Here is a 22,819-nt window from a genome sequence, read left to right on the forward strand (position 1 = left end):
GATGAGCGCGGACGGAGGGGACGATCGGAGCATGACATGCGAATCCTGGTAATCGAAGACGAGTCGAAGACCGGCGCCTACCTGAAGAAGGGGCTCGAGGAATCGGGCTATGCCGTCGATCTCGCATCCGACGGCGGCGAGGGCCTGCTGCTCGCCCAGGAAGAGGATTACGACGTGATCGTGCTCGACGTGATGCTGCCGGTGCTCGACGGCTGGACCGTGCTGCGCCGGCTGCGCGCGACGAAGTCGACGCCCGTGCTGTTCCTCACGGCGCGCGACGACGTGACCGACCGCGTGCACGGCCTCGAGCTCGGCGGCGACGACTACCTCGTGAAGCCGTTCGCGTTCGTCGAACTGCTTGCGCGCGTGCGCACGCTGGCGCGGCGGGGACCGCCGCGCGAAACGGAGCGCATCGTGGTCGGCGATCTGGAAATGGACGTCCTGCGCCGGCGCGTGAAGCGCGGCCAGACGCGCATCGACCTCACGCCGCGCGAATTCTCGCTGCTGCAACTGCTCGCGCGCCGCCACGGCGAGGTGCTGAGCCGCACGCAGATCGCCTCGTACGTCTGGGACATGAACTTCGACAGCGACACGAACGTCGTCGAAGTGGCCATCCGCCGTCTGCGCACGAAGATCGACGACGGCTATCCCGTCAAGCTGATTCACACGGTCCGCGGCGTCGGCTACGTGCTGGAGCCGAAGGGCGCGGCCTGATGAGAGGGCGCTCGCTCACCGTCACGCTCGCGCTGGCGTTCGGCGCGACCACGCTCATCATCTTCACGCTCGTGGGCAGCTACGTCTATGTCGCGCTGAGCCACGAGGTGCGCACGCAGGACGATCTCGACGTCGTGCTGGCGGCCCGCCACGTGCGGCGTCTTGCGCAGGAGCTCGATTCTCCCGCGCTCGTCGTCGCGCACGCGGACCGGCTGTCGAGCGTCGTGCTCGGCAACGAGGCGTTGTCGATGACCATCGCCGACCGCGCGGGACACGTGCTCGTGGAGCACGAGGGCGGCGCGCCCGGCGCCGGCTCCGGCCGTCCGGGCGTGGCCGGCCCGGGCCGGGCCGCGTCCGTCGTCGCCGCGCCGCCGCCCGGCACGCGGCCGGTGCCGGCCACCGCGCGCATCACGACGGACGCCATCGTCGAATCGCGCACGGCCGACGGCACGCCGATCCACAACGTGACGGTCGGCGCGCTGCTGGGCGATGGCGAGGCCGTCACCATCTCGATCTCGCGCAACATGCACGACCGCTGGCTGCTGCTCGACCGCTATCGCGACAAGCTCGAGCTGGCGGGCACGGTCGGCGCGCTGTTCACGATGCTGCTCAGCTACCTGCTGATCCGCGCCGTGCTGCGGCCGCTGCGCGATATCGCGGCGCACGCCGGGCAGGTGACGGTCAACCGGCTCGACACCCGCATCGAACTCGCGCGCGTGCCGCGCGAGCTCGAGCGGCTCGTGACCGCGCTCAACGCGATGCTGGCGCGCCTGCAGTCCGGGTTCCAGCATCTGTCGCAGTTCACGGCCGATCTCGCGCACGACATGCGCACGCCGCTCGCCAACATCCGCGGCGCCACCGAGGTCGTGCTGGCCCGCCCGCGCTCGGTCGACGAATACCAGGCGCTGCTCGCCTCGAATCTCGAAGAAGCCGAACGGCTTTCGCGCATGATCGAGAACGTGCTGTTTCTCGCGCGCGCCGAGCATCCTCAGTTCGTGACGAACATGCGGGAGATCGACACGCACGAGGAGCTGCAGCGCATCGCCGGCTATTTCGAGGGGCTCGCCGACGAGGCGGGCCTCGCGCTGCGCGTGACGGGCGGCGGCAGCCTGAGCGCCGACCTCGAGCTGTTCCGCCGCGCCGTGAGCAACCTGCTCGCCAACGCGCTGCGCCATACGCCGCGCGGCGGCGTCATCAAGCTGCAGGCCTGCTCGCGCGGCGAGCGCTTCGACGTCGTCGTGGCGAACCCGGGCTCGCGCATCGACGAAGCCCATCTGGAGCGCATCTTCGACCGCTTCTATCGCGTCGACCCGTCGCGCACGAGTTCGCGCGACGCGCCCGGCTCGGGCAGCCCGGCCGGGCTCGGCCTCGCCATCGTGCGCATGGTGATGGAGCTGCACGGCGGCACGGCGCGCGCCGAGAGCGACGAAACCGGCACGCGCTTCATCCTGTCGTTCCCGGGCGGCCGTCCGGTTCCCGCGGCGACGTGAGGCCGGCGGCGGATGCCGCCGGGGCTTTCGCCGTCGAGCCGGCCGGCGCGGTTTTTCCCGACGGTTGTCCGGCCGCGCCGGTTGCCGTCGCGCGCTGGTTGGCCAGCCACCACGAGCCGCCGAGCGCCTCGAGCAACTGCACGCTCGCGTCCATGCGCCGGCCGGCGATCTGCTCGGCGGTGCGTTCGTCCGTGAGCGCGATCGTCTGCGCGGCGACGACGTCGAGATAGCTGACCGCGCCGGCGTCGTAGCGGTTCGTCGTCAGGCGCAGCGCGAGATCGGCGGCCGAGGTCGCGCGCGCCTCGCTCTGCGCTTCGTCGGCGAGCGTGCCGAGCGCCGAGAGGTTGTCTTCCACCTGCTGGAACGCGACGAGCACGGTCTGCCGATAGTCGGCGACCGTGCCGCTGTACTGCGCTTTTGCCGCGTGTAGCGTCGCGCTGCGCTGGCCGCCGTCGAACAGCGTGCCGACGAGCTGCGGACCGAGCGCCCAGAAGAGGCTCGGCGCCGTGAGCCACGGCGAGAAGAACGAGCTTTCGAACCCGGCCGTGGCGCTCAGCGTCAGATCGGGGAAGAACGCCGCGCGGGCCTCGCCGATCTGCGCGTTTGCGGCGGCGACCCGGCGTTCCGCCGCAGCAATATCGGGCCGCCGTTCGAGCAGCGCCGAGGGCAGGCCGGCGGGGAGCGCCGGCACCGCGAGCGGGCGCGGGTCGGGCGGCAGCGAGAAGCTCGAGGCGGGCGTGCCGATCAGCGTGGCGATCGCGTGCTGCAACTGGGCGCGGAATACGTCGATGTCGCTGTCCTGGGTCAGCGTGTTGTCGAGCTGGGCCTGCGCGTCGGCGACGGCGGACGCGTCGATCGCGCCGTTCTTCAACTGCTGCCGGAGCAGGCGCAGCGCGTCGGCATAAGCGCGCACCGTGTCGTCGAGCAACCGCTTTTGCGCGTCGAGCGAGCGCAGGTCGAAGTAGTCGAGCGCGAGCTGCGCGCTCATCGAGAGCTTCACGGCCTGGAGGTCGGCGGCGCTTGCCTCGGCATTGGCCTTTGCGTTGGCGACCTCGTCGCGGATGCGGCCGAACACGTCGGGTTCCCAGCTTGCGCCGAGCCCCACCGAGTAGTCGGGCACGGTCTTGCCCGCGAGCGACGAGCCGAGCTTGTTCTGCGAGGTCCGGTAGCGGTTTTGCGCGAGCCCCGCGCTCACGGTCGGCAGGAAGCCCGCGCGCTGGTAGTCGACCATCGCGCGCGCCGCCTCGAGGTTCGCGACGGCTTTCAGGACGGTCTGGTTCGACACGTCGACGCGCGCTTCGAGCGCGTCGAGCCGGGCGTCGCCGAACACGGTCCACCAGGGGCCGCGCGGCGTCGCGTCGGCAGGCGCGGCGACGCTCCAGCCCGGTTGGCCGGCCGGCGCGCCCGCGTAGCGGGCCGGCACGTCGACGCCCGGGCGCGAGTAGGGCGGCAGCGTCGAGCAGGCGGCGAGCGCGCAGGTGAGCGCACAGACGACGCCGGACGGCAGCGCGCGGCGCGCGAACGGCGGGATCAGTCGATTCAGGGGCAGGGGGGACATCGTGGCATCCTCTCGACGCGCGGCCTCAGGAACGGTGGGACGGCGTTGCCGCCGGCGCCGCAGCGGCGGCCGCGGCGATCGACACGGGCTCGCCGGCCGTGATGGCGTCGCCGGGGTTGTCGATCACGCGGTCGGTCGGGGACAGGCCGTCGGTAATCTCGACGCGCGTGCCGAAGTCGCGGCCGATGTGCACGGTCTTCAGCGCGGTCTTGCCGTCCGGGCCGACGACGGCCACGGTCACGCCCGAAGGCCGGAACAGCAGCGCGCTCACGGGCAATTCGAGCGCGGGCGTCGCCGAGTGCAGCAGCAGATGGGCCTCGACGTAGCCGCCCGGCATCAGCGCGCCGTCGCGGTTGTCGACGTCGACCTCGACGCGCAGCGTGCGGCTCGCCGGATCGATGACGCCGGCGCTGCGCGCGACGCGGGCCGCGAAACGCCGTCCCGGATACTGCTGCGTGCTCAGGTAGACCGGCGTGCCCGTCGTGACGTCGGCGGCGCTGTCCTGCGGCACGTCGACGAACACGCGCAGCGCGTCGACCTGCTCGACGTGGAACAGCTCGCCCGAGAGGCCCGGAGTGCCGGGCGTGCCGCCCGCCGTGACGAGCGCGCCGACGTCGACGTTGCGCGCGGTCACGACGCCGTCGAACGGCGCCGTGACGCGCTCGTAGGAGACGAGCTCGGCGAGGTGCGCGACGTTGGCCTGCGCCGCCGCGAGCATCGCGCGCTTCGCTTCCATGTCGTTCGCCTTCGTGTCGGCGTCCTGCTGCGCGACCGACTGCGTTTTCAGCATCGCCTGCCAGCGTTGCGCCGTGACTTTCGCGTAGTCGAAGTTGGCCTGCGCGACGGCCTCGTCGGCACGCGCCTGGCGCAACTGCGCGTCGAGGTCGGGCGCGGCGATCAGCGCGAGCAGTTGCCCGGCCTTCACGTGCGCGCCGATGTCGGTGTTCCAGCGCGAGATGTAGCCGCTCGTGCGCGCGTAGATCGACGCGTCCGCGAACGGCATGGCGGCGCCCGGCAGCACGAGGTCCTGGTCGGCCGGCGCGGGGCTCGGGCGCACGACCGACACGGTCAGCGTGCCCTGCGCGGCGCGTTGCGCGGTGAGCGCCTCGCTCGCCCGGATGCGCGGCACGATGCCGACGGCGAGCAGTGCGGCGGCGAGCGCGACGAGCGCGAACGCGGCCTTGCGCCGTCCGTTGCCGCCCGGCGCGCCGGGGCGCTGCGGCGGGGCGGAGGAGGGGCCGGCTTCGGTGGACGCCGGCTGGGACCGTTCGTTGAAGTCGTTCATGATGAGGTGTCGGCGAAGTGGGATCGGGGTTCGGCTTGCATCGAGGGGCGCCGCGCGGTCAGTGCGCGGCGGGCGGCGCATCGGGCGTGGCGGAAGAGGCATCGGACGCATCGGACGCATCGGGGCCGGGCGGCGGCAGCGCGGCGCGGCGGCGTGCGCCGCGCTTCTCGAGCCACGCGTGCACCATGCCGAAGACGACCGGCACGAAGATCAGCGTCGAGACGGTGCCGAGCGCGAGGCCGCCGATCACGGCGCGGCCGAGCGGCGCGTTCTGCTCGCCGCCATCGCCGAGGCCGAGCGCCATCGGCAGCATGCCGATCAGCATGGCGAGCGCCGTCATCAGCACCGGGCGGAAGCGGCTGAAGCCGGCTTCGAGCGCGGCCTGAAGCGGCGGCACGCCGCGGCGCAGCGTTTCGCGAGCCGTATTGACGACGAGAATGCTGTTCGCCGTCGCGATGCCGATACACAGGATCGTGCCCGTCAGCGCCGGCACGGAGAGCGTCGTGTCGGTGGCGAACAGCATCCAGGCGATGCCCGCGAGCGAGGCCGGCAGGCCGCTCACGATGACGAGCGGGTCGAGCCACGACTGGAAGTTCACGACCATCAGCAGATAAACGAGCCCGACGGCGAACACGAGCCCGGAGAGCAGCCCCGCGAACGAGTCGTGCATGGCTTGCACCTGCCCGCGGATCACGATCGACGAGCCCGGCGGCAACTGCGCGCGCTCGGCGTTCACGATGCGCGTCACGTCGTTCGCGACGCTGCCGAGGTCGCGCCCCTGCACCGAGGCGAAGATGTCGAGCACGGGCTGCACGTTGTAGTGCGAGATGACGGCCTGCTGCGTGCCGCGCGAGAACGTGCCGAGCGTGCCGAGCAGGTTCTGCGCCGCGGCGCCGGCCGCCGGGCCGCCCGCGGGCGTGCGGGCCGTGGTCGCGTCGTTCGTCGTGAGCGGCACGTTGGCGAGCGCCTGCAGAGAATCGATGTCGTACTGGGGCGTCTGCACCATGAGCGGATAGCTCACGCCGTTGCGCGGATCGAGCCAGAAGTTCGGCGTCGTCTGCGAACTGCCCGAAAGCGCGATCAGCATGTTCTGCGAGACCTGGCGCTGCGTGAGCCCGGCCTGAATCGCCTTCGTGCGGTCGACGTCGACGTTGATGGCCGGCTCGTCGCCGGGCTGCTGGATGCGCGCGTCGACGAGCCCGCGCACGCCGCGCAGCTTCGCGAGCAGCGCGTCGGCCACCACGCGGTTCGCGGCGAGCCTGTTGCCGACGATCTGCACGTCGATGGGCGCGGGCAGGCCGAAGTTGAGGATCTGGCTCACGATGTCGGCCGGCAGGAACGCGAAGGTCACGCCCGGGAACGATTTCGCGAGCACGTTGCGCAGCGTCGCGACGTACTGCGCGGTCGGGCGGTGGCCCGGCTTCAGCGTGATCATGATGTCGGCGTCCTCGGTGCCGATCGGGTCCGACGAGTCGTAGGTCAGGTTGATGCCGCTCACCGGCATGCCGATGTTGTCGAGCACCGAGCCTTGCTCGGACTGCGGGATGACGGTGCGGATCTTCGCCTCGACCTCGTCGGTGATGCGCGCAGTCTGCTCGATGCGCGTGCCGGTCGGCGCGCGCAGGTGCAGGCGGATTTCGCCCGTGTCGACCGCCGGGAAGAAGTCGCGGCCGGTGAACGCGAGCAGCGTGAGCGACGCGAAGCAGGCGAGCACGAAGGCCGGCAGGAAACGGCGGCGGTGCGCGATGGCCCATTCGAGCAGCGCGCGGTAGTTCAGGCGCAACTGTTCGAAGCGGCGCTCGAAACCGGCCTGGAAGCGCGCGAGCCGCGCGAGCACGCCGCGGCCCGCGGGCGTGCCGCGCCGCTGGGCGCGCATCAGGTACATGGCGAGCGTCGGCACGAGCGTGCGCGAGAAGAAGTACGACGCGCACATCGCGAAGATCACGGCCTCGGCCATCGGCACGAACAGATAGCGCGCGACGCCGGAGAGCAGGAACATCGGCACGAACACGATGCAGATCGACAGCGTCGAGACGAAGGTGGGTACCGCGATCTCGCCCGAGCCGTTCAGGATGGCGTCCTCGAGCGGCTCGCCGTTCTCGAGGTGATGGGTGATGTTCTCGATGGCGACGGTCGCGTCGTCGACGAGAATGCCGACCGCGAGCGCGAGCCCGCCGAGCGTCATGATGTTGATGGTCTGGCCGAGCGCGGCGAGCGCCGTCATCGAGGTCAGCACCGCGAGCGGAATCGAGACGGCGATGATGAGCGTGGCGCGCCAGCTACCGAGGAACAGCAGGATCATGAGCGCGGTGAGGCAGGCCGCGATGACGGCCTCGCGCACCACGCCCGCGATCGCCGAGGCGACGAACACCGACTGGTCGCCGAGCGGCGTGATCTTGAGCGCCGCCGGCAACCCCGCCGCGATGTGCGGCAGCATGGCTTTCACCTGGCTGATGATCGAGAGCGTCGAGGCGTCGCCGGACTTCTCGATCGTGAGCAGCGCGGCGCGCTTGCCGTTGCTGCGCACGATGTTGGTCTGCGGGGCGTAGCCGTCGCGCACGTGGGCGACGTCGCGCACGTAGACCACCGAGCCGTCGACCGTCTTGATGGGCAGATCGTTCAGCGCCTCGACGGTCTGCGTGCTGCCGTTCATCTGCACGTTGTATTCGCGCGTGCCGATCTTCGCGGTGCCCCCCGGCAGGACCAGGTTCTGCGCGTTGACGGCATCGACGACGTCGAGCGGCGAGAGCCCCCTGGCCTGCAGCTTGCGCGGGTCGATGTCGACCATGATCTGGCGGATCTTGCCGCCGAACGGCAGCGGCACGGACGCGCCCTGCACCGTGGCGAGCTGCGTGCGGATGAAGCTGTTGCCGAGGTCGTAGAGCTGCTGCTCGGGCAGCGTGTCGCTCGAGAGGCCGAGCTGCAGGATCGGCACCGTCGAGGCGTTGTAGGTGATGATGTTCGGCGGCAGCGTGCCGGGCGGCAGGATGTGCAGCAGCGACTCGGAGTTGCTCGTGGCCTCGGCGATCGCACGGTTGATGTCGGCGCCCTGGTGGAAGAAGACCTTCACGACCGCCACGCCGTTGAGCGACTGCGATTCGATGTGCTCGATGTCGTCGACGTCGGAGGTGAGCGCGCGCTCGTAGATCGACGTGATCCGGTGCGCCATGTCCTCGGCCGAGAACCCGTTGTAGGACCAGACGATGCTGACCACGGGGATGTCGATGTTCGGGAAGATGTCGGTCGGCGTGCGCAGGATCGCGAGCGGACCGGCAATGAAGATCAGGATGGCGAGAACGATGAAGGTATAAGGACGCCGTAGCGCGAGCCTGACAATCCACATGGCTGAATCCCCGGAGGCAGTGCGGGCGGACCGCCTGGAGCGTGCGTCGCGGCGGTATGACAGGTTGGCAGTCTGGCGGCTTCGCACTGACCCCGGGGTGACTTCGGGATTACAAAATTGTTATCTGCCGGTGCGCGGCAAAGCTTGCGCCGGGGCCGGTGATGTTCTTATGGGAATAAGTTGGTTCACCCTGGCGACGTTTTTTCCTATCGTGGCCGCAGTCCGGCGCGGTTGCCGGACGCGCTGCGCTTCATCACTAAAACGGAAAAACGATCAACATGACGAAACTACTCAGGCTCCTCTCGTTCGCGACGGCTTCCTTCTTCCTCCTGTCGGGCGTCGCGCACGCCGACCGGCTCGACGACATCAAGAAGGCAGGGGTGCTGCGCGTCGGGGTATTCGACAGCAATCCGCCGTTCGGCTCGGTGGACACCGGCGCCAAAACGATCGTCGGCTACGACGTGGATTTCGCCCGGCTCATCGCGAAGCGGCTCGGCGTGAAGCTCGAGCTGACCGCGACCAACCCCGCCAACCGCATTCCGCTCCTGACCTCGGGCAAGGTCGATCTGATCGTGGCCGCGATGACGATCACCGACGACCGGGCCAAAGTCGTCGACTTCAGCACGCCGTACTTCGTCACGGGCCAGCAGTTTCTGTCGAAGAAGGGCGTCCTCACGTCCGAGGGCCAGCTCGCGACGCTGCGCGTCGGCGCCGTGAAGGGGACGACCGAGGAAGCCACGGTGCGCGATCGCTACCCGCAGGCGAGCGTCGTGGCCTATGACGACATCCCGCTCGCCTTCACGGCGCTGCGCAACGGCAACGTGCAGACGATCACGCAGGACGGCGCGATTCTGGCGGGCCTGCTCGGCAACGTGCCCGACAAGGCGAACTACGAGATCGCGCCGTTCCGCATCACGACCGAGAAGTACGGCATCGCGGTGCCCAAGGGCGAGACGAACCTGCTGAAGGTCGTCGATGCGACGCTCGTCTCGTCCGAGCAGAACGGGCAGGCGAAGCAGATCTTCAACCGGTGGTTCGGTCCTGGCAGCCCGTCGCCGCTCTCGCGCGACTTCACGATCACGGCTTCGAACTGAAGCAGGCGGGTCGGGATTCAAGGCAGAGTTTTTTCGCGGCCGAGTTCGCCCGGCTGCTTTCTATCGGGCGGCCGTCGCGCCGCCCGGTGCCTCACAAGGCCAGGCGAAAGACCGTCCACGCCAGCGACAGCGAGAAGAGGCCCAGCACGACCGATGCGCCGCGCTGGACGCGCGACGGGTCGAGCCATGCGAGCCTGCCGCTGCCGAGCTGCGAGCCGAACGCAATCCACAGCAGACCGATCGGCACGAGCAGGGCCGCGAAGATCACCATCGCCTCGACATAGGCCGGCAGGCCCGCGAACGCGGCGGCCGGAAAGATCGCGCTCGCGAACAGGATGGCCTTCGGGTTCAGCAGCGTCGCGACGAACAGCGCGCGCGCGCCGATGCCCGGTTGCGGCGTGGCGGCCGGGGCCGACGTGCGCCACATGCGCAGCGCGAGCCAGGCGATGTAGACGCTGCTCGCGATGCGCACGACGGGCGGCAGCCACGGCAGCGTGTGCGCAAGCCGCGCGAGGAACAGGCCCCACACCGAAATCGACGCGAGATAGCCGGCAAGTTCGGCGCCCGTCAGCGGGATCGAGCGACGCAGGCCCTGGCGCAATCCGGCGGCCGCGAGCAGCGTGTTGGTGGGGCCCGGCGTGACGAGCACGACGGCAATGCCGAGGGCGAGCAATGCGGCGGTCGGAGCGGAGAACATGGGCGAGGGGGATAGAGGGACGCAGAGCCGTCTTTCTATCACAGCCCGCGATAGCGGGCGCTGCGGCATCCGGGCGCGAGGCGGACGGTCAGTGCCGCAGCTTGCGTTCGAACGCGCCCTTCAGGGCCAGCGTCGCCATCGCCACGATCGCGAGCAGCGATGCGGCCGCAAACGCGCCCGCGAAGTTGTAGTCGTCGTACATGACCTCGACGTAGAGCGGCAGCGTGTTGGTCACGCCCGGCACGTGTCCCGAGACGACCGACACGGCGCCGAACTCGCCCATCGCGCGCGCGTTCGTGATCGTGATGCCGTACAGGAGGCCCCAGCGAACGCGGGGCAGCGTGACGCGCCAGAACATCTGCCAGCCCGACGCGCCGAGCACGACGGCGGCTTCTTCCTCGTCGCTGCCCTGCGCTTCCATCAGCGGAATCAGCTCGCGCGCGACGAACGAGAACGTGACGAACGTCGTCGCGAGCACGAGCCCCGGCAGCGCGAAGACGATGTCGATGTGATGGGCCTGGAGCCACGGCCACAGCGGCCCCTGGGCGCCGAACGCCAGCATGAACAGCAACCCCGCGATGACGGGCGAGACCGAGAACGGCAGGTCGATCAGCGTCTTGAGCAGGCTCTTGCCGTAGAAGTCGAAGCGGGCGACGGCCCACGCCACCGCGAACCCGAACACGGTGTTCAGCGGCACGGAGATGAGCGCGACGATGACGGTGAGCTCGATCGCCGAGAGGGCGTCGGGGTCGCTCAGCGCCGCGAAGTAACCCGATATGCCCGAGCCGAACGCGGCCCAGAAGATCGCGACGAGCGGCAGGACGAGGAAGATGCCGAGAAACGCGACGCCGACGGCGATGATGATGCGGCGGGTCGCGGGACGTTCGGTCGTGAGCTGTTCGACGAGCGAGCGCGGATGCGCGCGGCCGTTTTCCTGCACGAGCGGCCGGGTTTCGGTCGGGGCGGCGGGCTTCATCGCTGGGCGCCTCCGGACGAGCGGGGCAGCATGAACTTCTGCGCGAGGTTCAGCGAGAAGAGCACGAGGAACGAGACGGCCAGCATGACCACGGCGATCGACGCGGCGCCCGTGAAGTCGAACTGTTCGAGTTTCGTGATCACGAGCAGCGAGGTGATTTCGGAGACGAACGGCCGGTTGCCCGCGATGAAGATGACCGAGCCGTATTCGCCGACGCCGCGCGCGAAGGCGAGGCCGAAGCCCGTCAGCAGGGCGGGGCGCAGCGCCGGCCAGATGACGTGCCGGAACGTGAGGCCGCGCGACGCGCCGAGCAGGCCCGCGGCCTCCTCTTCCTCGGTCCCGAGTTCCTCGATGACGGGCTGCAGCGTGCGGACCACGAACGGCAGGCCGACGAAGACGAGCGCGATCACGATGCCGCAGGCGTTGAACGCGAGACCGATGCCGTACGCGTTGAACCACCGGCCGATCCAGCCGTTCGGGCCGAAGATGAACGCGAGCGTGATGCCGGCCACCGAGGTCGGCAGCGCGAACGGCAGGTCGATCAGCGCGTCGAGCAGGCGGCGGCCCGGAAAGCGGTAGCGCGCGAGCATCCACGCGACGAGAAAGCCGAGCCCCGAGTTGATGATGGCCGCGAGCAGCGAGGCGCCGAACGTGAGCCGGTAGGAGGCCAGCAGGCGCGGCGTCCAGACCGCCGCCGCGAACGCCGCCCAGCCCGAGCTCGACGCGCGCGCGAGCATCACGGCGAACGGGATCAGGACGATCAGGCTCAGGTAGAGCGTCGAGTAGCCGAGCGAGAGCCCGAAGCCCGGCAACGGGCTTCGTCTGCGGAATCGGGCGAGAGCGGCGGACATGCGAAAAGTCGGGGAAGCGCAACGCGGACGGGGCGCGCGTTGCGCGCGTCGTCAGTTGGGCTGGAAGATCTGGTCGAAGATGCCGCCGTCGGCGAAGTGCTTCACCTGGGCGTCATGCCAGCCGCCGAACATGGGGTCGTCGATGTTGATGAGCTTGACGGCCGGAAATTCCTTCGCGTACTTCGCCGCCACGGTCGGGTCCGACGGGCGGTAGTAGTTCTGCGCCACGAGCGCCTGGGCTTCGGGCGAGTAGAGATGCTTCAGGTAGGCCTCGGCCGCCGCGCGCGTGCCGCGCCGGTCCACCACCGAGTCGACGACGGCGACGGGCGGCTCGCAGCGGATGCTGATGGACGGCACGATGATCTGGAACTTGCCCGGCGCGAGCTTGTTGACGGTCAGGAGCGCGTCGTCTTCCCAGGCCACGAGCACGTCGCCGATGCCGCGCTCGACGAACGAGTTGGTCGCGCCGCGCGCGCCCGAATCGAGCACCTTCACGTTGTGATACAGCGCCTTCTCGAAGGCCTCGGCCTTGGCCTCGTTCCCGCCGGGCTGGCGCATCGCGTAGGCCCAGGCGGCCAAGTAGTTCCAGCGCGCGCCGCTCGAGGTTTTCGGGTTCGGCGTCACGACGCCGACGCCGGGCCGCACGAGGTCGTTCCAGTCGTGGATGCCCTTGGGGTTGCCGGCGCGCACGAGGAACACGATGGTCGACGTGTAGGGCGTGCTGTTGTCGGGCAACTGCTTCTGCCAGTCCTTGCGCAGCAGGTTGTGGCTCGCGAGCGCGTCGATGTCCGAGGCGATGCCGAGCGTGACCACGTCAGCCTGCTGGCCGTTAAGCACCTGGCGCGCCTGGGCGCCCGAGCCGCCGTTCGTGGTGCGCACGGTGACGGCCGTGCCCGTCGTCTGCTTGTACCAGGCCGAGAACAGCTTGTCGTAGGCGGCGTACAGTTCCCGGGTCGGATCGTAGGACACGTTCAGCAGCGTCGTGTCGGCCCAGGCGGTGGGGGCCGCCGCGAGCACGAGGCTGACGGCGAGCAATGCTTTTCGCGATCTGGAAAAGGCGGCGGACAAGGTGGCCAGCATCGTCATGAAAAAAGCGGGGGGAGAATAAGGGAGGGGTGAGGATAGCCTGTCGGAAAGCCAAATCAAACGATGGAGTTTTGAGGTTGATATGCCCGAAGCAATCTAATGAATATATTGAATATATAAACAAGATTTACTCATCTTGTTGCCGGGGTCGCGCCCCGTCCGGCAATCTGGGGGGCGAAAACGTTCCTGTTCGCGCTACCGCCCCGTGCTCGACCAGGCCAGAATGGCAGCTCAATGCAGGTATTAGGCATCCATTGAAATGTGGAACTACTACTCGACACTCGGCATTGCCCGGAACGCGACGCGAGGCGAAATCGTCAAGGCGTACCGGCGCCTCGCGATGAAGTGGCACCCCGACCGCAATCCCGGCAACGAGGTCGCCGCAGGGCATGAATTCAGGAAGATCCGCAAGGCCTTCGACGCGCTGTCGGCCGCGCGGGACGACGGCGTCGACGAACAGGTCGTGGACGACGGCGTCGCGCGCCGGCCGGCCGCGCCGCCCGAGGTCCGCCCGACGGATGTGCCGGGCGCGAACCTGCGGCGCGTGCTCGGCGTGCCGCTCGAGATCGCGCTCGCCGGCGGCGAGGTCATGGCCAGCTTCTTCGTCACCGAACCGTGCGGCGTCTGCAAGGGCGCGAGCGCCCGCGTGACCTTCGGGGTTTGCGAGCGTTGCGGCGGCCGCGGCACGCGCCGCGGCGGCGAGGCCTGCCGCGCCTGCGACGGCGCGGGCGCGGTCGCGCAACGCCGGGCCTGCGGAGCCTGCCGGCAGACCGGGACGCGCTGCTATTGCCGCCGCGTCGCCGTGCCGGTGCCGGCGGGAACCTGGGATGGCCAGACGCTCGTGGTGAAGGGCGAGGGCGTCCTCGGCTGGAGCGGCGGCCCGCGGGGCGACGCCATCTTCAGCGTCAGCATCGCCTGTCCGCCGGGCTGGTTTCGCTTCGGCTTCAGCCTGATGGGGGACCTGCACGTCGACTGCCAGACCGCCGCGCTCGGCGGCCCGTGCGAGGTCGAAGTGCTCGGCCGGCGTCTTTCGGTCGACATTCCGCCGAACTGTCCGCCCGGCAAATGGCTGAGCCTGCCCGGAGCGGCGCTCGGCGACGCGTCGGGGCAGCGCGGCTGCCTCTATCTGCGGGTCGTTTTTTCGTTGCCGTCGGGCGCCTGAGCGCCGGTCCGGTCCGGGGCTCTACCGGCCGGGCGCAAGGGGCGGCGGTAGCGCCGCCGGTCTGAGTGGAACCTTTCCTGCCCGTTCGTCGGCCCGTCGCCGGACTCGCTCGTCCCGGACCTTGCTCAGGGCTAGGCAGCGCGGCGGGCGTGCACGCGCCTCTCGTGCAGATACGCATACGCGAACAGCAGCAGACCGCCGAGCGGCAGCAGCGCCCCGAAGTAGGCCGTGTCCTGCAGGCCGTGGCGGCTCGAAATCACCCAGCCGCCGAGGAAGGCACCCAGCGCGTTCGCGAGGTTGAACGCCGAGTGGTTCAGCGAGGCGGCCAGCGTCTGGGCGTCGGCGGCCACGTCCATCAGCCGCAGTTGCAGCGGCGCGACGAGCGCCATGTTGCTGCCGATCAGGAACGTGCCCACGAAGGCCGTCAGCACGTGGTTCAGCGAGAACGGGAAGACGAGCAGCACGAGGATGTCCCAGACGAGGATCGCGCCGATCGACGGCATCAGCGCGCGGTCGGCCGCCCAGCCGCCCGCGAGGTTGCCGGCGATCATGCCGCCGCCGAAGGCCGCCAGCGCGAACGGCAGCCAGGCCGGCGGCATCTGCGCCAGCGTGGTGAGCACGGGCGCGACGTAGCTGATGACGGCGAACATGCCGCCGAACCCGATCGCGCCGATGCCGAGCGTGAGCCACACGCGCGCGTTGCCGAGCGCGCCGAGCTCGCGCATCGGGCTGCTGGCCGAATGGTCGTCGCGGCGCGGCAGGAAGATATGGAGCCAGACGAGCGTCGCGACGGCGATGGCCGCCACGCTGCCGAACGCATAGCGCCAGTTCATCTCCTGGCCGAGCCAGGTCGCGAGCGGATTGCCGAACAGCGACGCGATGGTCAGGCCCAGAATGACCCGGCCGACTGCCTCGCCGCGCTGGTGCGGCTGGGCGAGCGAGGCCGCGAGGAGCGCCGCCGCCCCGAAATAGGCGCCGTGCGGAAAGCCGCTCAGGAAGCGAAACAGCAGCAGCGTCGCGTAGTTCGGCGCGAGCATGCTGGCCAGGTTGCCGAGCGCGAACCAGCTCAGGAGCAACAGCAATTGCCCGCGGCGCGAGAGGCGCGAGACGAGAATCGCGAAGAGCGGCGCGCCGACCACGACGCCGAGCGCGTAGGCGCCGATCAGGTCGCCCGCCTGCGGGACGGAGATCCTGAGCCCGTGGGCGACGTTGGGCAAAAGGCCCATGATCGAGAATTCGCCGGTGCCGATGCCGAAGGTGCCGAGCGCGAGGCCGAACATCACCGCGCCGGTATGGACCGGGCTGGCGGATGCGACGGACGGGGGAACGGAAACGGGGGAGGATTGTGCGGCGCGGGGAGCGTTGTCGGTCATGGACGTGTCGCATGGTTGGCGAAGCCGCTCGCCGGCTTCGGACCCATGCGTTGGTTGACGTTAACGCTTACGTCGCGCGCCCTGGGGCGAGCGATCTGCGCGCACTATACAGGGCCGGTATCGTGCGATGCAACATTGTCCTTACGCGGTCTGGGGGAAACGTCGCCGGGCCGGCGGGCCGCCGGATTGCCGTTCAATATGTCCGTCTGTCTATTTCGGCGGGCGATCGCCAACGTCCGCGCCCCGCACCCGTCCGTATTTGCGAAGGAGCCGGTATGCCGATGCCGAAAATATGCCGCCGTGGCCGGGGCGCCGCCGTCGCCGCCTCGCTGACCGTCGCGCTCTGCCTGACGGCGCTGGCCGGATGCGTGTCGCCGGGCCGGGCGCAGGACGTCGTGCCGCCGCGCGTCGCCGTCGATGCGCGGCCCAACGGCATCGCGGTGCGCGCCCGGGACGGGGCGGTCTTCGTGACGGACGACCGCGGCAGCGCCGTTCTCTGGTCCGCCCACGGCGCGGCCTACGCGCGCTATGCCGCGATTCCCGCCGTGGCCGGCGAGCCGGGCGGCCTGAGCCAGCTCGCGTTCGCGGGCCCGGACGATCTGCTCGTCGAGCGCTTCGGGTTCGGCCGCTCGGGAGCCCTCGTCGACGTTCCGGCAGTCGGCCGTCCCGTCGTCCTGACGGGCACCGATCCCGTCCGCCGCCGGCTCGGGCTCGCCGTGATCGGGCCGGGCCGCGTGCTGTCGAGCTGGTTCGTCAAGATCGGCAATCAGCCCGAACGCGGCGGGGTCAGTCTCGTGACCTACGATCCCGCGACACATGCCGCGACCGAGCGGGTCCTGATCGACGGAATGGCGAAACCGGTCGGCCTCGCGGTGCGGGACGGCACGGTCTACGTATCCGATCAGTCGAGCGGCACGATCGTCCGCGCGAGTCTCGACGCGCTGCTCGCGGCCCCGCAGCCGGCGACGGCGGGGCCGGGCTACGCGCGCGTGGACGGGCCGGACCTGCTGGCCGTCGACGGCGACGGCGCGCTCTATACGAAATGCAACGCCCATGGGTTCTGCCGGATCGCGCCGGACGGCACCGCGACCGTGCTGGCCGACGACTTCCAGGACGCGCGGGGCGTGGCGATCGACCGGACGCGCCGGCGGCTTTACGTGGTCGATCGCGCGCGGCAGGGCGGCACGAGCTACGTGCGGTCGTTTGCGTTGCCGGCCGGGACGGACTGAGCGGAGCGCGCCGGCCTCGCGGAGGGCGGGCGAGCGCTCGCCCGATTCGCCACCGGCGGCCCGGCCGCGCTACCTGACGAGGAACCCGTAGGCGAGCGGATCGCGCTCGTCGATGATCCAGTTCGCGAAGCCGCAGATGAACGCGTTGCCCTCGACCTCGGGGATCACGGCCCTGAACTCGCCGACGGTCGTTTCCTCGAGCACGCGCCCCTTGAACACGGTGCCGATGATCGACTCGTTGACGATCGTCTCGCCCCGCGCGAGCTGCCCGCGCAGGTAAAGCTGCGCGACGCGTCCGCCGGTGCCGGAGCCGGTCGGCGAGCGGTCGACCTCGCGGTCCGCGAAGACGCAGCAGTTCGCCTGCGTCGAGCCCGGGCGGCGCGGCGCGTTGGCGATGATGGTGCCGTAGATGTGGTTGATCTCCGGAATCTCCGGATGCACGACCGGAAAGGCGCGATTGGCCGCCGTCTTCACCTCGGCGCCGAAACGGATCAGCGCTTCCACCGACGATTCGCGCACGGGCAGGCCGTGCGGCTCGCCGTCGGTATAGAAATAGAAGGCGCCGCCGAACGCGATGTCGCCCGTCACGGCGCCGAACGACGGCGTCTCGACGGTGACGTCGCGCTTCCAGATGAACGACGGCACGTTGACGAAGCGGACGTCGCCCGCGTGCTCGCCGTCCCACTTCACGAAGGCCTCGATGAAGCCGCACGGCGCGTCGATGCCCACGCGCGTTTCGGGCGACACGCGCTCGACCCAGCCGAGCTCGACCGCCGCCGTCGAGAGCGCGATCACGCCGTGCCCGCAGTGGTCGCTGTAGCCCTCGTTGTGCAGGAAGATGATGCCGAAGTCCGCGCCGGGGCTGACGGGCTCCGTGAGGTAGCCGCCGTACATGTCGGCGTGGCCGCGCGGCTCGAACATCAGCGCCCGGCGGATGTCGTCCGCGTTCTCCCTGAGCCAGGCGCGCCGCTTGACGATGGTGTCGCCGGGAATGCGCGGCAGGCCGCTCGTGACGATCCGGAAGGCTTCGCCGCCCGTGTGGACTTCGACGGTGGAGATCGAGCGTGAGAGTTTCATGGCGGCGAGGCGGTCCGGACCGGACGGTTGCGGGAAGATATCAGTTCGAGTACGGCACGGGCAGGCCGTTGCGGATCACGTAGACGGTGGTCGGCGCGCCCTGGAGGTCGCCGTTCGCGTCGAACGAGTAGGTGCCGGCCACGCCCTTGTAGTGCTCCTTCGCGAGCTGGGCGATGAGCTTCGTGCGGTCCGTCGTGGTGCCGGCCTTGACCATCGCGTCGGCCAGCATCTTCACGCCGTCGTAGTAGTTGACCGCGTACACCTGCGTGTCGATGTGATAGGCGGCCTTGTACTTGCGCAGGAACTCGCGGCCCTGCGGCGTGCGTTCGAGCGCGACGCCGCCCTGTGCGCAGTAGACGATCGAAGCCGCGTCGCCGGCGACCTTGCCCATGTCGGCCGAGCAGATGCCGTCGCCGCCGAGCAGTTTCGCGCGCAGGCCGCGCTGGACCATCTGCCGCGCCATCGGGCCGCCCTGCGCCGCATAGCCGCCGAGGAAGATCACGTCGGGGTTCTTCGACTTGATGGTCGTGAGGATGCCGAGGAAATCGGTGGCCTGGGAGTTCGTGTACTCGCGGTCGACGATCTGGATGCCGTTCGCCTGCGCGACCTTGATGAACTGCTCGGCGACGCCCTGCCCGTAGGCGGTGCGGTCGTCGACGACGGCGGCCGTTTTGGCCTTCAGCGTCTTCGCCGCGAACGCGCCCATCGTGCCGCCGAGCTGCTCGTCGCTTGCACCGATGCGGAAGATGTTCTTGAAGCCCTGCTTCGTCAGGTCCGGGTTCGACGCCACGGGCAGCATCGGCACGTTGGCGGCGTTGTAGACGCGCGAGGCCGGAATCGCCACGCCCGAGTTGTACGGGCCGACCACGGCGATGACGCCGCTGTCCGAGAGCTTCTGCGCGACCTGCACGCCGACCTTCGGGTCGGCCTGGTCGTCTTCGGAGTCCAGCTTGAACGTGACCTTCTGGCCCGCGACCGTCACGCCCGTCTTGTTCAGCTCGTCGATGGCGAGCTGCGCGCCGTTTTCGTTGTCCTTGCCGTTGGCCGCCTGCGGCCCGGTGAGCGGGGCCGAGTGGCCGATGGTGACGACCGCCTGGGCATGGGCGGCGGCAGCGAAACTGCCGGCCGACAGCATGGTCAGGGCAAGGGCGAATTTGCGCATGCGTGACTCCTCGAATTGGGTTGATAAGGAAACCACTCTAGCGTCCCAATTGGTTGCGCCGCAAGCTGATTTCAAAAATCCAGGGTCTTACCTGGTTCAAAAAAAACCATTCGATTTCGATGGGGCCGATGGCCGGCTGGCGCGGCATTCAGTGCGGCGCGATATCGCGGCGAACCCGGCGCAGATGCTGCTCGACGTAGAACGCGGCGGCGTCGGCGTTGCCCTCGACGATGGCCTCGTAGATGAGCCGATGCTCCGAAACGTAGAGCCGGATGCGCGCCGCGTCGTAGATGGCGTCGTCCTTGAGCCGTTTCCAGAGCGGCTGGTCCATCGTGCTGGCGACTTCGTCGGCGATCTTGATGATGAGCGCGTCGCCCGTCATCACGGCCAACTGGCGGTGGAAGAGCCGGTCGCTCTCGTTCCAGAGCGCGCGCTGGTGGAGGTCGGAGATGTCCGAGATCGTCTCCATCTGCGCGAGATAGTGCTCGGCCTGGCGGTCGCGCTTCGCGCGCGCCGCCGCGAGCCGGACGATGGCCGGCTCGAGGATGAGGCGAACGTTGAGCGTGCCGGTCGGGCTGAAGTCCGCGTCGGGCGCCGCGCCGTCCGAGGCAGCGGCCGCGAGGATGTCCGGGGCGTTCGACGCGATGTAGGTGCCGGAATTGCGCCGCGTGAAGACGAGCCCTTCGTTTTGCAGCGAGCCGATCGCCTCGCGCACCGCCGGCCGGCCCACGCCGAACAGCGACGCGAGTTCGCGCTCCGAGGGCAGGCGCGCGTCGGGCGCGAAACGGCCCGAGCGGATTTCGTCACGAATTTTTTCCGCGACCTGCTCGTAAATCTGCAGCGGCCGAAAGCCGCTTTCCAGCTCCAGATGCGCGGACGCCATGTTTTCGCCTCCCAACCCGGCTGCCAACGATTGGTTGAAATATAACCCAGATCGAGCGGCATCCGCATGACGCGGGAATGGTCCGGACGACGTATTCGACTTGCCCGGGCGTTAGAGATGGCGGAAAACCGGGGCGGGCGGGCCGTCCTCATCCCCAGGACGCGTGCATTGCTCTGGGATTATATGTGAACCAATTTGACTTATCGATCTGCCGATCTGGGTTGCAGTAGTACCATTGGCGAGATACATTCGGGGTTCCGACAACGCGACGGAACCGACGGCCGGGACAACATAGGCCACGTCGGGCCGGCCGTTTTCCGTTCCTTTTTCCGCTTTCCAGGGTGCCCTCATGACCTCGCAATCCGGCTTTCCCGTTTTCGATGCCGCCGCCACCGCGGCCCTGCTCGGCTACGACGCGCTGGTCGGCGCGTTGCGCGAGACCGTCGTCGAGTACGGGCGCGGCGTGGTCACGAGCCCCGAGCGGCTCGTGACGCCGCTCGCGGGCGACGGCCTGATGCTGTCGATGCCGGCGGTCGCCGCCGACCTCGCGATCCACAAGCTCGTGAACGTCTGCCGCTCGAACGCGGCGCGCGGGATTCCGACCATCCACGGCCAGGTCCTCGCCTGCGACTCGGTGACGGGCGTGCCGCTGTTCGTGCTCGACGGCCCGACGGTGACGGGCCGCCGCACGGCCGCCGTGACGATGCTCGGCATCGACCTGCTGCACGGCGCGCCGCGCGAGGTGCTGATCGTCGGCACGGGCACGCAGGCCGCCAATCACGCGCAGGCGCTCGCGCAGCTTCATCCGGGCGTCAGGGTGCTGATTCAGGGGCGCTCCGCGCAGCGCGCGGCGGATTTCTGCGCGCGTTACGCGTCGATCGCGCCGACGGCGACGCCGCTCGAAGGCGACGTCGTGCCCGAGACGGTCGACGTCGTGATCACCGCCACCATGAGCAAGACGCCCGTCTATACCGGGGCGGCTCGCGCTGGGCGTCTCGTCGTCGGCGTGGGAGCCTTCACGCCCGACGCGGCCGAGGTGGCGGCGGCGACCGTGCGCGGCAGCTATGCCGTCGTCGACGATCCGCTCGGGGCCAAACACGAAGCGGGCGATCTGATTCTCGCGCAGACGGATTGGCGCGACGTGGCATCGCTTGCCGACGTCATTCTCGGGAAGGCCCAGCCGGCCGGCCCCGTCTTCTTCAAGAGCGTCGGCTGCGCGGCCTGGGACCTGGCCGCCTGCCGCGTGGCGAGGCCGGCGGCCGTGCGGCAGGCGGCCGCCGGCTGACCGCGCGAGACCCTGGGTTTCGGCCCGGTCGATCAGTCCTCGTCGGCGTTTTCGGCTTCCTTACGCTCCCGCCGCTCCTCGTTGCCGCGGCGGGCGCGCAGCCGCTGGCGCGCCAGCACGGCGATGACCTCGCGCGTGCTGGCGCCGGCCGGAATCTCGTTGCGGATGAGGTCCGGCACCATCGGCAATCCCGCGCGTTGCCGGCGCAGGGCTTTGGCGATGGCCCTGCGGCATTCTTCCCCGTGACAATCCCATTCGTCGCGGATTCTTTCGCAGTAACGGCACTTGTCCATGCCGGACAGTTTAGCCGCAATCCTGGATGCGTTGCTGGGCGCTCCAGGGCCGGAAAACGGCCGGAAAATCGCGCGAAATCCGGCGCACAGGGCATCGGCGGACGCCGGCAGGCGTCGATGGACCGTCGTGCGATCGTGTCCGCGCGCCTTCCGGATGCGCACGGCGTCAGGCGATAATCCGACTCATGAACCCGCCCCCTTCGCCTCCCCTGAAAGCGCTGGAATTGCGGCAGTTGCGCTATTTCTCGGCGCTTGCGCGCGAACTGCACTTCGGCCGGGCCGCGGAGGCCGTCCACGTCACCCAGCCGGCGCTTAGCCAGCAGATCGCCAGGCTGGAAGAACTCGTCGGCACGCCGCTCTTCGTGCGCGAATCGCGCGGCGTCACGTTGACGCCGGCCGGGGCGGCGCTGCGCGACGGGATCGACCCGGTGTTCGCGCAACTGAACCTGGCGCTCAGGGCCGCGCGCGATGCGGGAGAGAGGCGGGCCTATACGCTCTCGATCGGGCTCGTCGAATACACGAACCTGCCGTTCGTTCCGCCCGCGCTGATCCGTCTGCAGGCGCTGTACCCCGACGTCAACATCGTCCGGCATGAGATGAACGCGAAGCGGCAACTGACGGCGCTCGCGGCGGACGAGATCGACGTCGGCTTCGGCGTGCCCGTCGAGCAGCCCGGACGCCGGGGGCGCATCGGCTCCGGGCGCCTGCTCGATTCGGGATGGTGTCTGCTGATGCGCCGCGATCACCGGTTCGCGCAGCGCGCGCGCCTGCGGATCGACGAGCTGGAAGGGGAGCGGCTCATCGTGCCGGCGCGGTCCGTCAACGAGCCGCTCTACGATTCGGTGCTGTCGCGCTTCGCCGGTGCGGGCGTCAAGCCCAACCTCGTCTACGAGACGACGCAGTCGCAGGTCGGCATCGCCCTCGTCGACCAGGGGCTCGGTTCGCTGCTCGGCGCGGCCTACGTCTTCGCCTCGGTGCCGGCCTCGCTCGTGTACTGTCCCGTCGACGGCTTCGATCCGCTGGTCGTTCAGGTCTTTTTTCGCGAGGACGAGCGCAATCCGCTCGTCCTCGACTTCATCGAGCTGGCCGTCGAAGAGGCCCGCCGCGCGCAGACGAACGGCCTCGCACCGGCCGGCGACGGCGCGGCCGATTAGCGAAACTTATCGCGCATCCGGCCAGATCGAATTGGCCGGATGCGCGTTTCGCCGCCACACTCCCTCCCTGGGTTGTCGACCGCCGATCCCGCCAAAGGCAGACCGCC

The 22,819-nt window shown here is 69.6% G+C and carries 19 protein-coding genes; 7 read left to right on the forward strand and 12 right to left on the reverse strand.

Annotated features, from left to right (window positions below; all coding sequences use genetic code 11):
• Window positions 1-36: 36 nt before the first annotated feature.
• On the forward strand, window positions 37-714 hold the full coding sequence (locus tag CY652_RS17060; RefSeq protein ID WP_102131891.1) for a heavy metal response regulator transcription factor: 678 nt from the start codon (window positions 37-39) through the stop codon (window positions 712-714).
• Window positions 711-2,204, forward strand: coding sequence for a heavy metal sensor histidine kinase (locus CY652_RS17065; RefSeq protein ID WP_180970650.1), 1,494 nt, complete (start codon window positions 711-713; stop codon window positions 2,202-2,204). The genes CY652_RS17060 and CY652_RS17065 overlap by 4 nt, the downstream gene beginning before the upstream one ends.
• Here CY652_RS17065 and CY652_RS17070 read toward each other — a convergent pair.
• The 3 genes from CY652_RS17070 to CY652_RS17080 are packed head-to-tail and all read right to left on the reverse strand — an operon-like array spanning window position 2,158 to window position 8,390.
• Window positions 2,158-3,762, reverse strand: coding sequence for an efflux transporter outer membrane subunit (locus CY652_RS17070; protein WP_102131893.1), 1,605 nt, complete (start codon window positions 3,760-3,762; stop codon window positions 2,158-2,160). The genes CY652_RS17065 and CY652_RS17070 overlap by 47 nt on opposite strands.
• A 25-nt stretch (window positions 3,763-3,787) precedes the next feature.
• Window positions 3,788-5,047, reverse strand: coding sequence for an efflux RND transporter periplasmic adaptor subunit (locus CY652_RS17075; protein ID WP_102131894.1), 1,260 nt, complete (start codon window positions 5,045-5,047; stop codon window positions 3,788-3,790).
• 58 nt (window positions 5,048-5,105) lie between these two features.
• Window positions 5,106-8,390, reverse strand: a complete 3,285-nt coding sequence (locus CY652_RS17080; protein WP_102131895.1) for an efflux RND transporter permease subunit — start codon at window positions 8,388-8,390, stop codon at window positions 5,106-5,108.
• Between the two features lie 278 nt (window positions 8,391-8,668).
• On the opposite strand from CY652_RS17080, the gene CY652_RS17085 reads away from it, so the two are divergent.
• Window positions 8,669-9,484: an ABC transporter substrate-binding protein gene (locus CY652_RS17085; RefSeq protein ID WP_102131896.1), complete on the forward strand. Its 816-nt coding sequence runs from the start codon at window positions 8,669-8,671 to the stop codon at window positions 9,482-9,484.
• A gap of 91 nt (window positions 9,485-9,575) precedes the next feature.
• Here CY652_RS17085 and CY652_RS17090 read toward each other — a convergent pair whose 3' ends face one another.
• The 4 genes from CY652_RS17090 to CY652_RS17105 form a co-directional block, all read right to left on the reverse strand.
• Window positions 9,576-10,181, reverse strand: coding sequence for a LysE family translocator (locus tag CY652_RS17090; RefSeq protein ID WP_102131897.1), 606 nt, complete (start codon window positions 10,179-10,181; stop codon window positions 9,576-9,578).
• An 88-nt stretch (window positions 10,182-10,269) separates the two neighbouring features.
• Complete coding sequence (gene cysW, locus CY652_RS17095; protein ID WP_102131898.1) at window positions 10,270-11,157, reverse strand: sulfate ABC transporter permease subunit CysW; 888 nt, start codon at window positions 11,155-11,157, stop codon at window positions 10,270-10,272.
• The gene (gene cysT / locus CY652_RS17100; protein ID WP_102131899.1) at window positions 11,154-12,008 is read right to left on the reverse strand and encodes a sulfate ABC transporter permease subunit CysT; all 855 of its coding nucleotides are present in this window, start codon (window positions 12,006-12,008) and stop codon (window positions 11,154-11,156) included. The genes cysW and cysT overlap by 4 nt, the downstream gene beginning before the upstream one ends.
• Window positions 12,009-12,059: 51 nt before the next feature.
• On the reverse strand, window positions 12,060-13,094 hold the full coding sequence (locus CY652_RS17105; RefSeq protein WP_374703669.1) for a sulfate ABC transporter substrate-binding protein: 1,035 nt from the start codon (window positions 13,092-13,094) through the stop codon (window positions 12,060-12,062).
• Window positions 13,095-13,353: 259 nt separating this feature from the next.
• Here CY652_RS17105 and CY652_RS17110 point away from each other — a divergent pair, with 259 nt between their 5' ends.
• Complete coding sequence (locus tag CY652_RS17110) at window positions 13,354-14,256, forward strand: DnaJ domain-containing protein (RefSeq protein ID WP_102131900.1); 903 nt, start codon at window positions 13,354-13,356, stop codon at window positions 14,254-14,256.
• 131 nt (window positions 14,257-14,387) lie between these two features.
• Here CY652_RS17110 and CY652_RS17115 read toward each other — a convergent pair whose 3' ends face one another.
• Complete coding sequence (locus CY652_RS17115) at window positions 14,388-15,629, reverse strand: MFS transporter (RefSeq protein WP_219723751.1); 1,242 nt, start codon at window positions 15,627-15,629, stop codon at window positions 14,388-14,390.
• Between the two features lie 275 nt (window positions 15,630-15,904).
• Here CY652_RS17115 and CY652_RS17120 point away from each other — a divergent pair, with 275 nt between their 5' ends.
• Window positions 15,905-16,858: a hypothetical protein gene (locus CY652_RS17120; protein WP_102131902.1), complete on the forward strand. Its 954-nt coding sequence runs from the start codon at window positions 15,905-15,907 to the stop codon at window positions 16,856-16,858.
• Between the two features lie 69 nt (window positions 16,859-16,927).
• Here the strand turns inward: CY652_RS17120 and lhpH are convergent, their stop codons facing one another.
• The 3 genes from lhpH to CY652_RS17135 all read right to left on the reverse strand — a co-directional run bounded on the left by lhpH (window position 16,928) and on the right by CY652_RS17135 (window position 19,980).
• Entirely contained in the window at window positions 16,928-17,935 is a 1,008-nt protein-coding gene (lhpH, locus tag CY652_RS17125; protein ID WP_102131903.1) for a trans-3-hydroxy-L-proline dehydratase, read from the reverse strand.
• Window positions 17,936-17,975: 40 nt separating this feature from the next.
• Window positions 17,976-19,097 (reverse strand): branched-chain amino acid ABC transporter substrate-binding protein, encoded by a 1,122-nt coding sequence (locus CY652_RS17130; RefSeq protein WP_102131904.1) that lies wholly within the window; start codon window positions 19,095-19,097, stop codon window positions 17,976-17,978.
• Between the two features lie 148 nt (window positions 19,098-19,245).
• Entirely contained in the window at window positions 19,246-19,980 is a 735-nt protein-coding gene (locus CY652_RS17135; protein ID WP_102131905.1) for a FadR/GntR family transcriptional regulator, read from the reverse strand.
• Between the two features lie 349 nt (window positions 19,981-20,329).
• Between CY652_RS17135 and lhpI the strand changes: the two genes are divergently transcribed.
• Window positions 20,330-21,265: a bifunctional Delta(1)-pyrroline-2-carboxylate/Delta(1)-piperideine-2-carboxylate reductase gene (gene lhpI, locus CY652_RS17140; protein ID WP_102131906.1), complete on the forward strand. Its 936-nt coding sequence runs from the start codon at window positions 20,330-20,332 to the stop codon at window positions 21,263-21,265.
• A 32-nt stretch (window positions 21,266-21,297) separates the two neighbouring features.
• Here the strand turns inward: lhpI and CY652_RS17145 are convergent, their stop codons facing one another.
• Window positions 21,298-21,558, reverse strand: coding sequence for a hypothetical protein (locus tag CY652_RS17145; RefSeq protein WP_102131907.1), 261 nt, complete (start codon window positions 21,556-21,558; stop codon window positions 21,298-21,300).
• Between the two features lie 185 nt (window positions 21,559-21,743).
• On the opposite strand from CY652_RS17145, the gene CY652_RS17150 reads away from it, so the two are divergent.
• On the forward strand, window positions 21,744-22,712 hold the full coding sequence (locus CY652_RS17150; RefSeq protein WP_102131908.1) for a LysR substrate-binding domain-containing protein: 969 nt from the start codon (window positions 21,744-21,746) through the stop codon (window positions 22,710-22,712).
• The last annotated feature ends 107 nt before the right edge of the window (window positions 22,713-22,819 follow it).

Origin of the sequence: Burkholderia sp. WAC0059 (assembly GCF_002870125.1) — a bacterium.
In the GTDB taxonomy this organism is placed as follows: domain Bacteria; phylum Pseudomonadota; class Gammaproteobacteria; order Burkholderiales; family Burkholderiaceae; genus Paraburkholderia.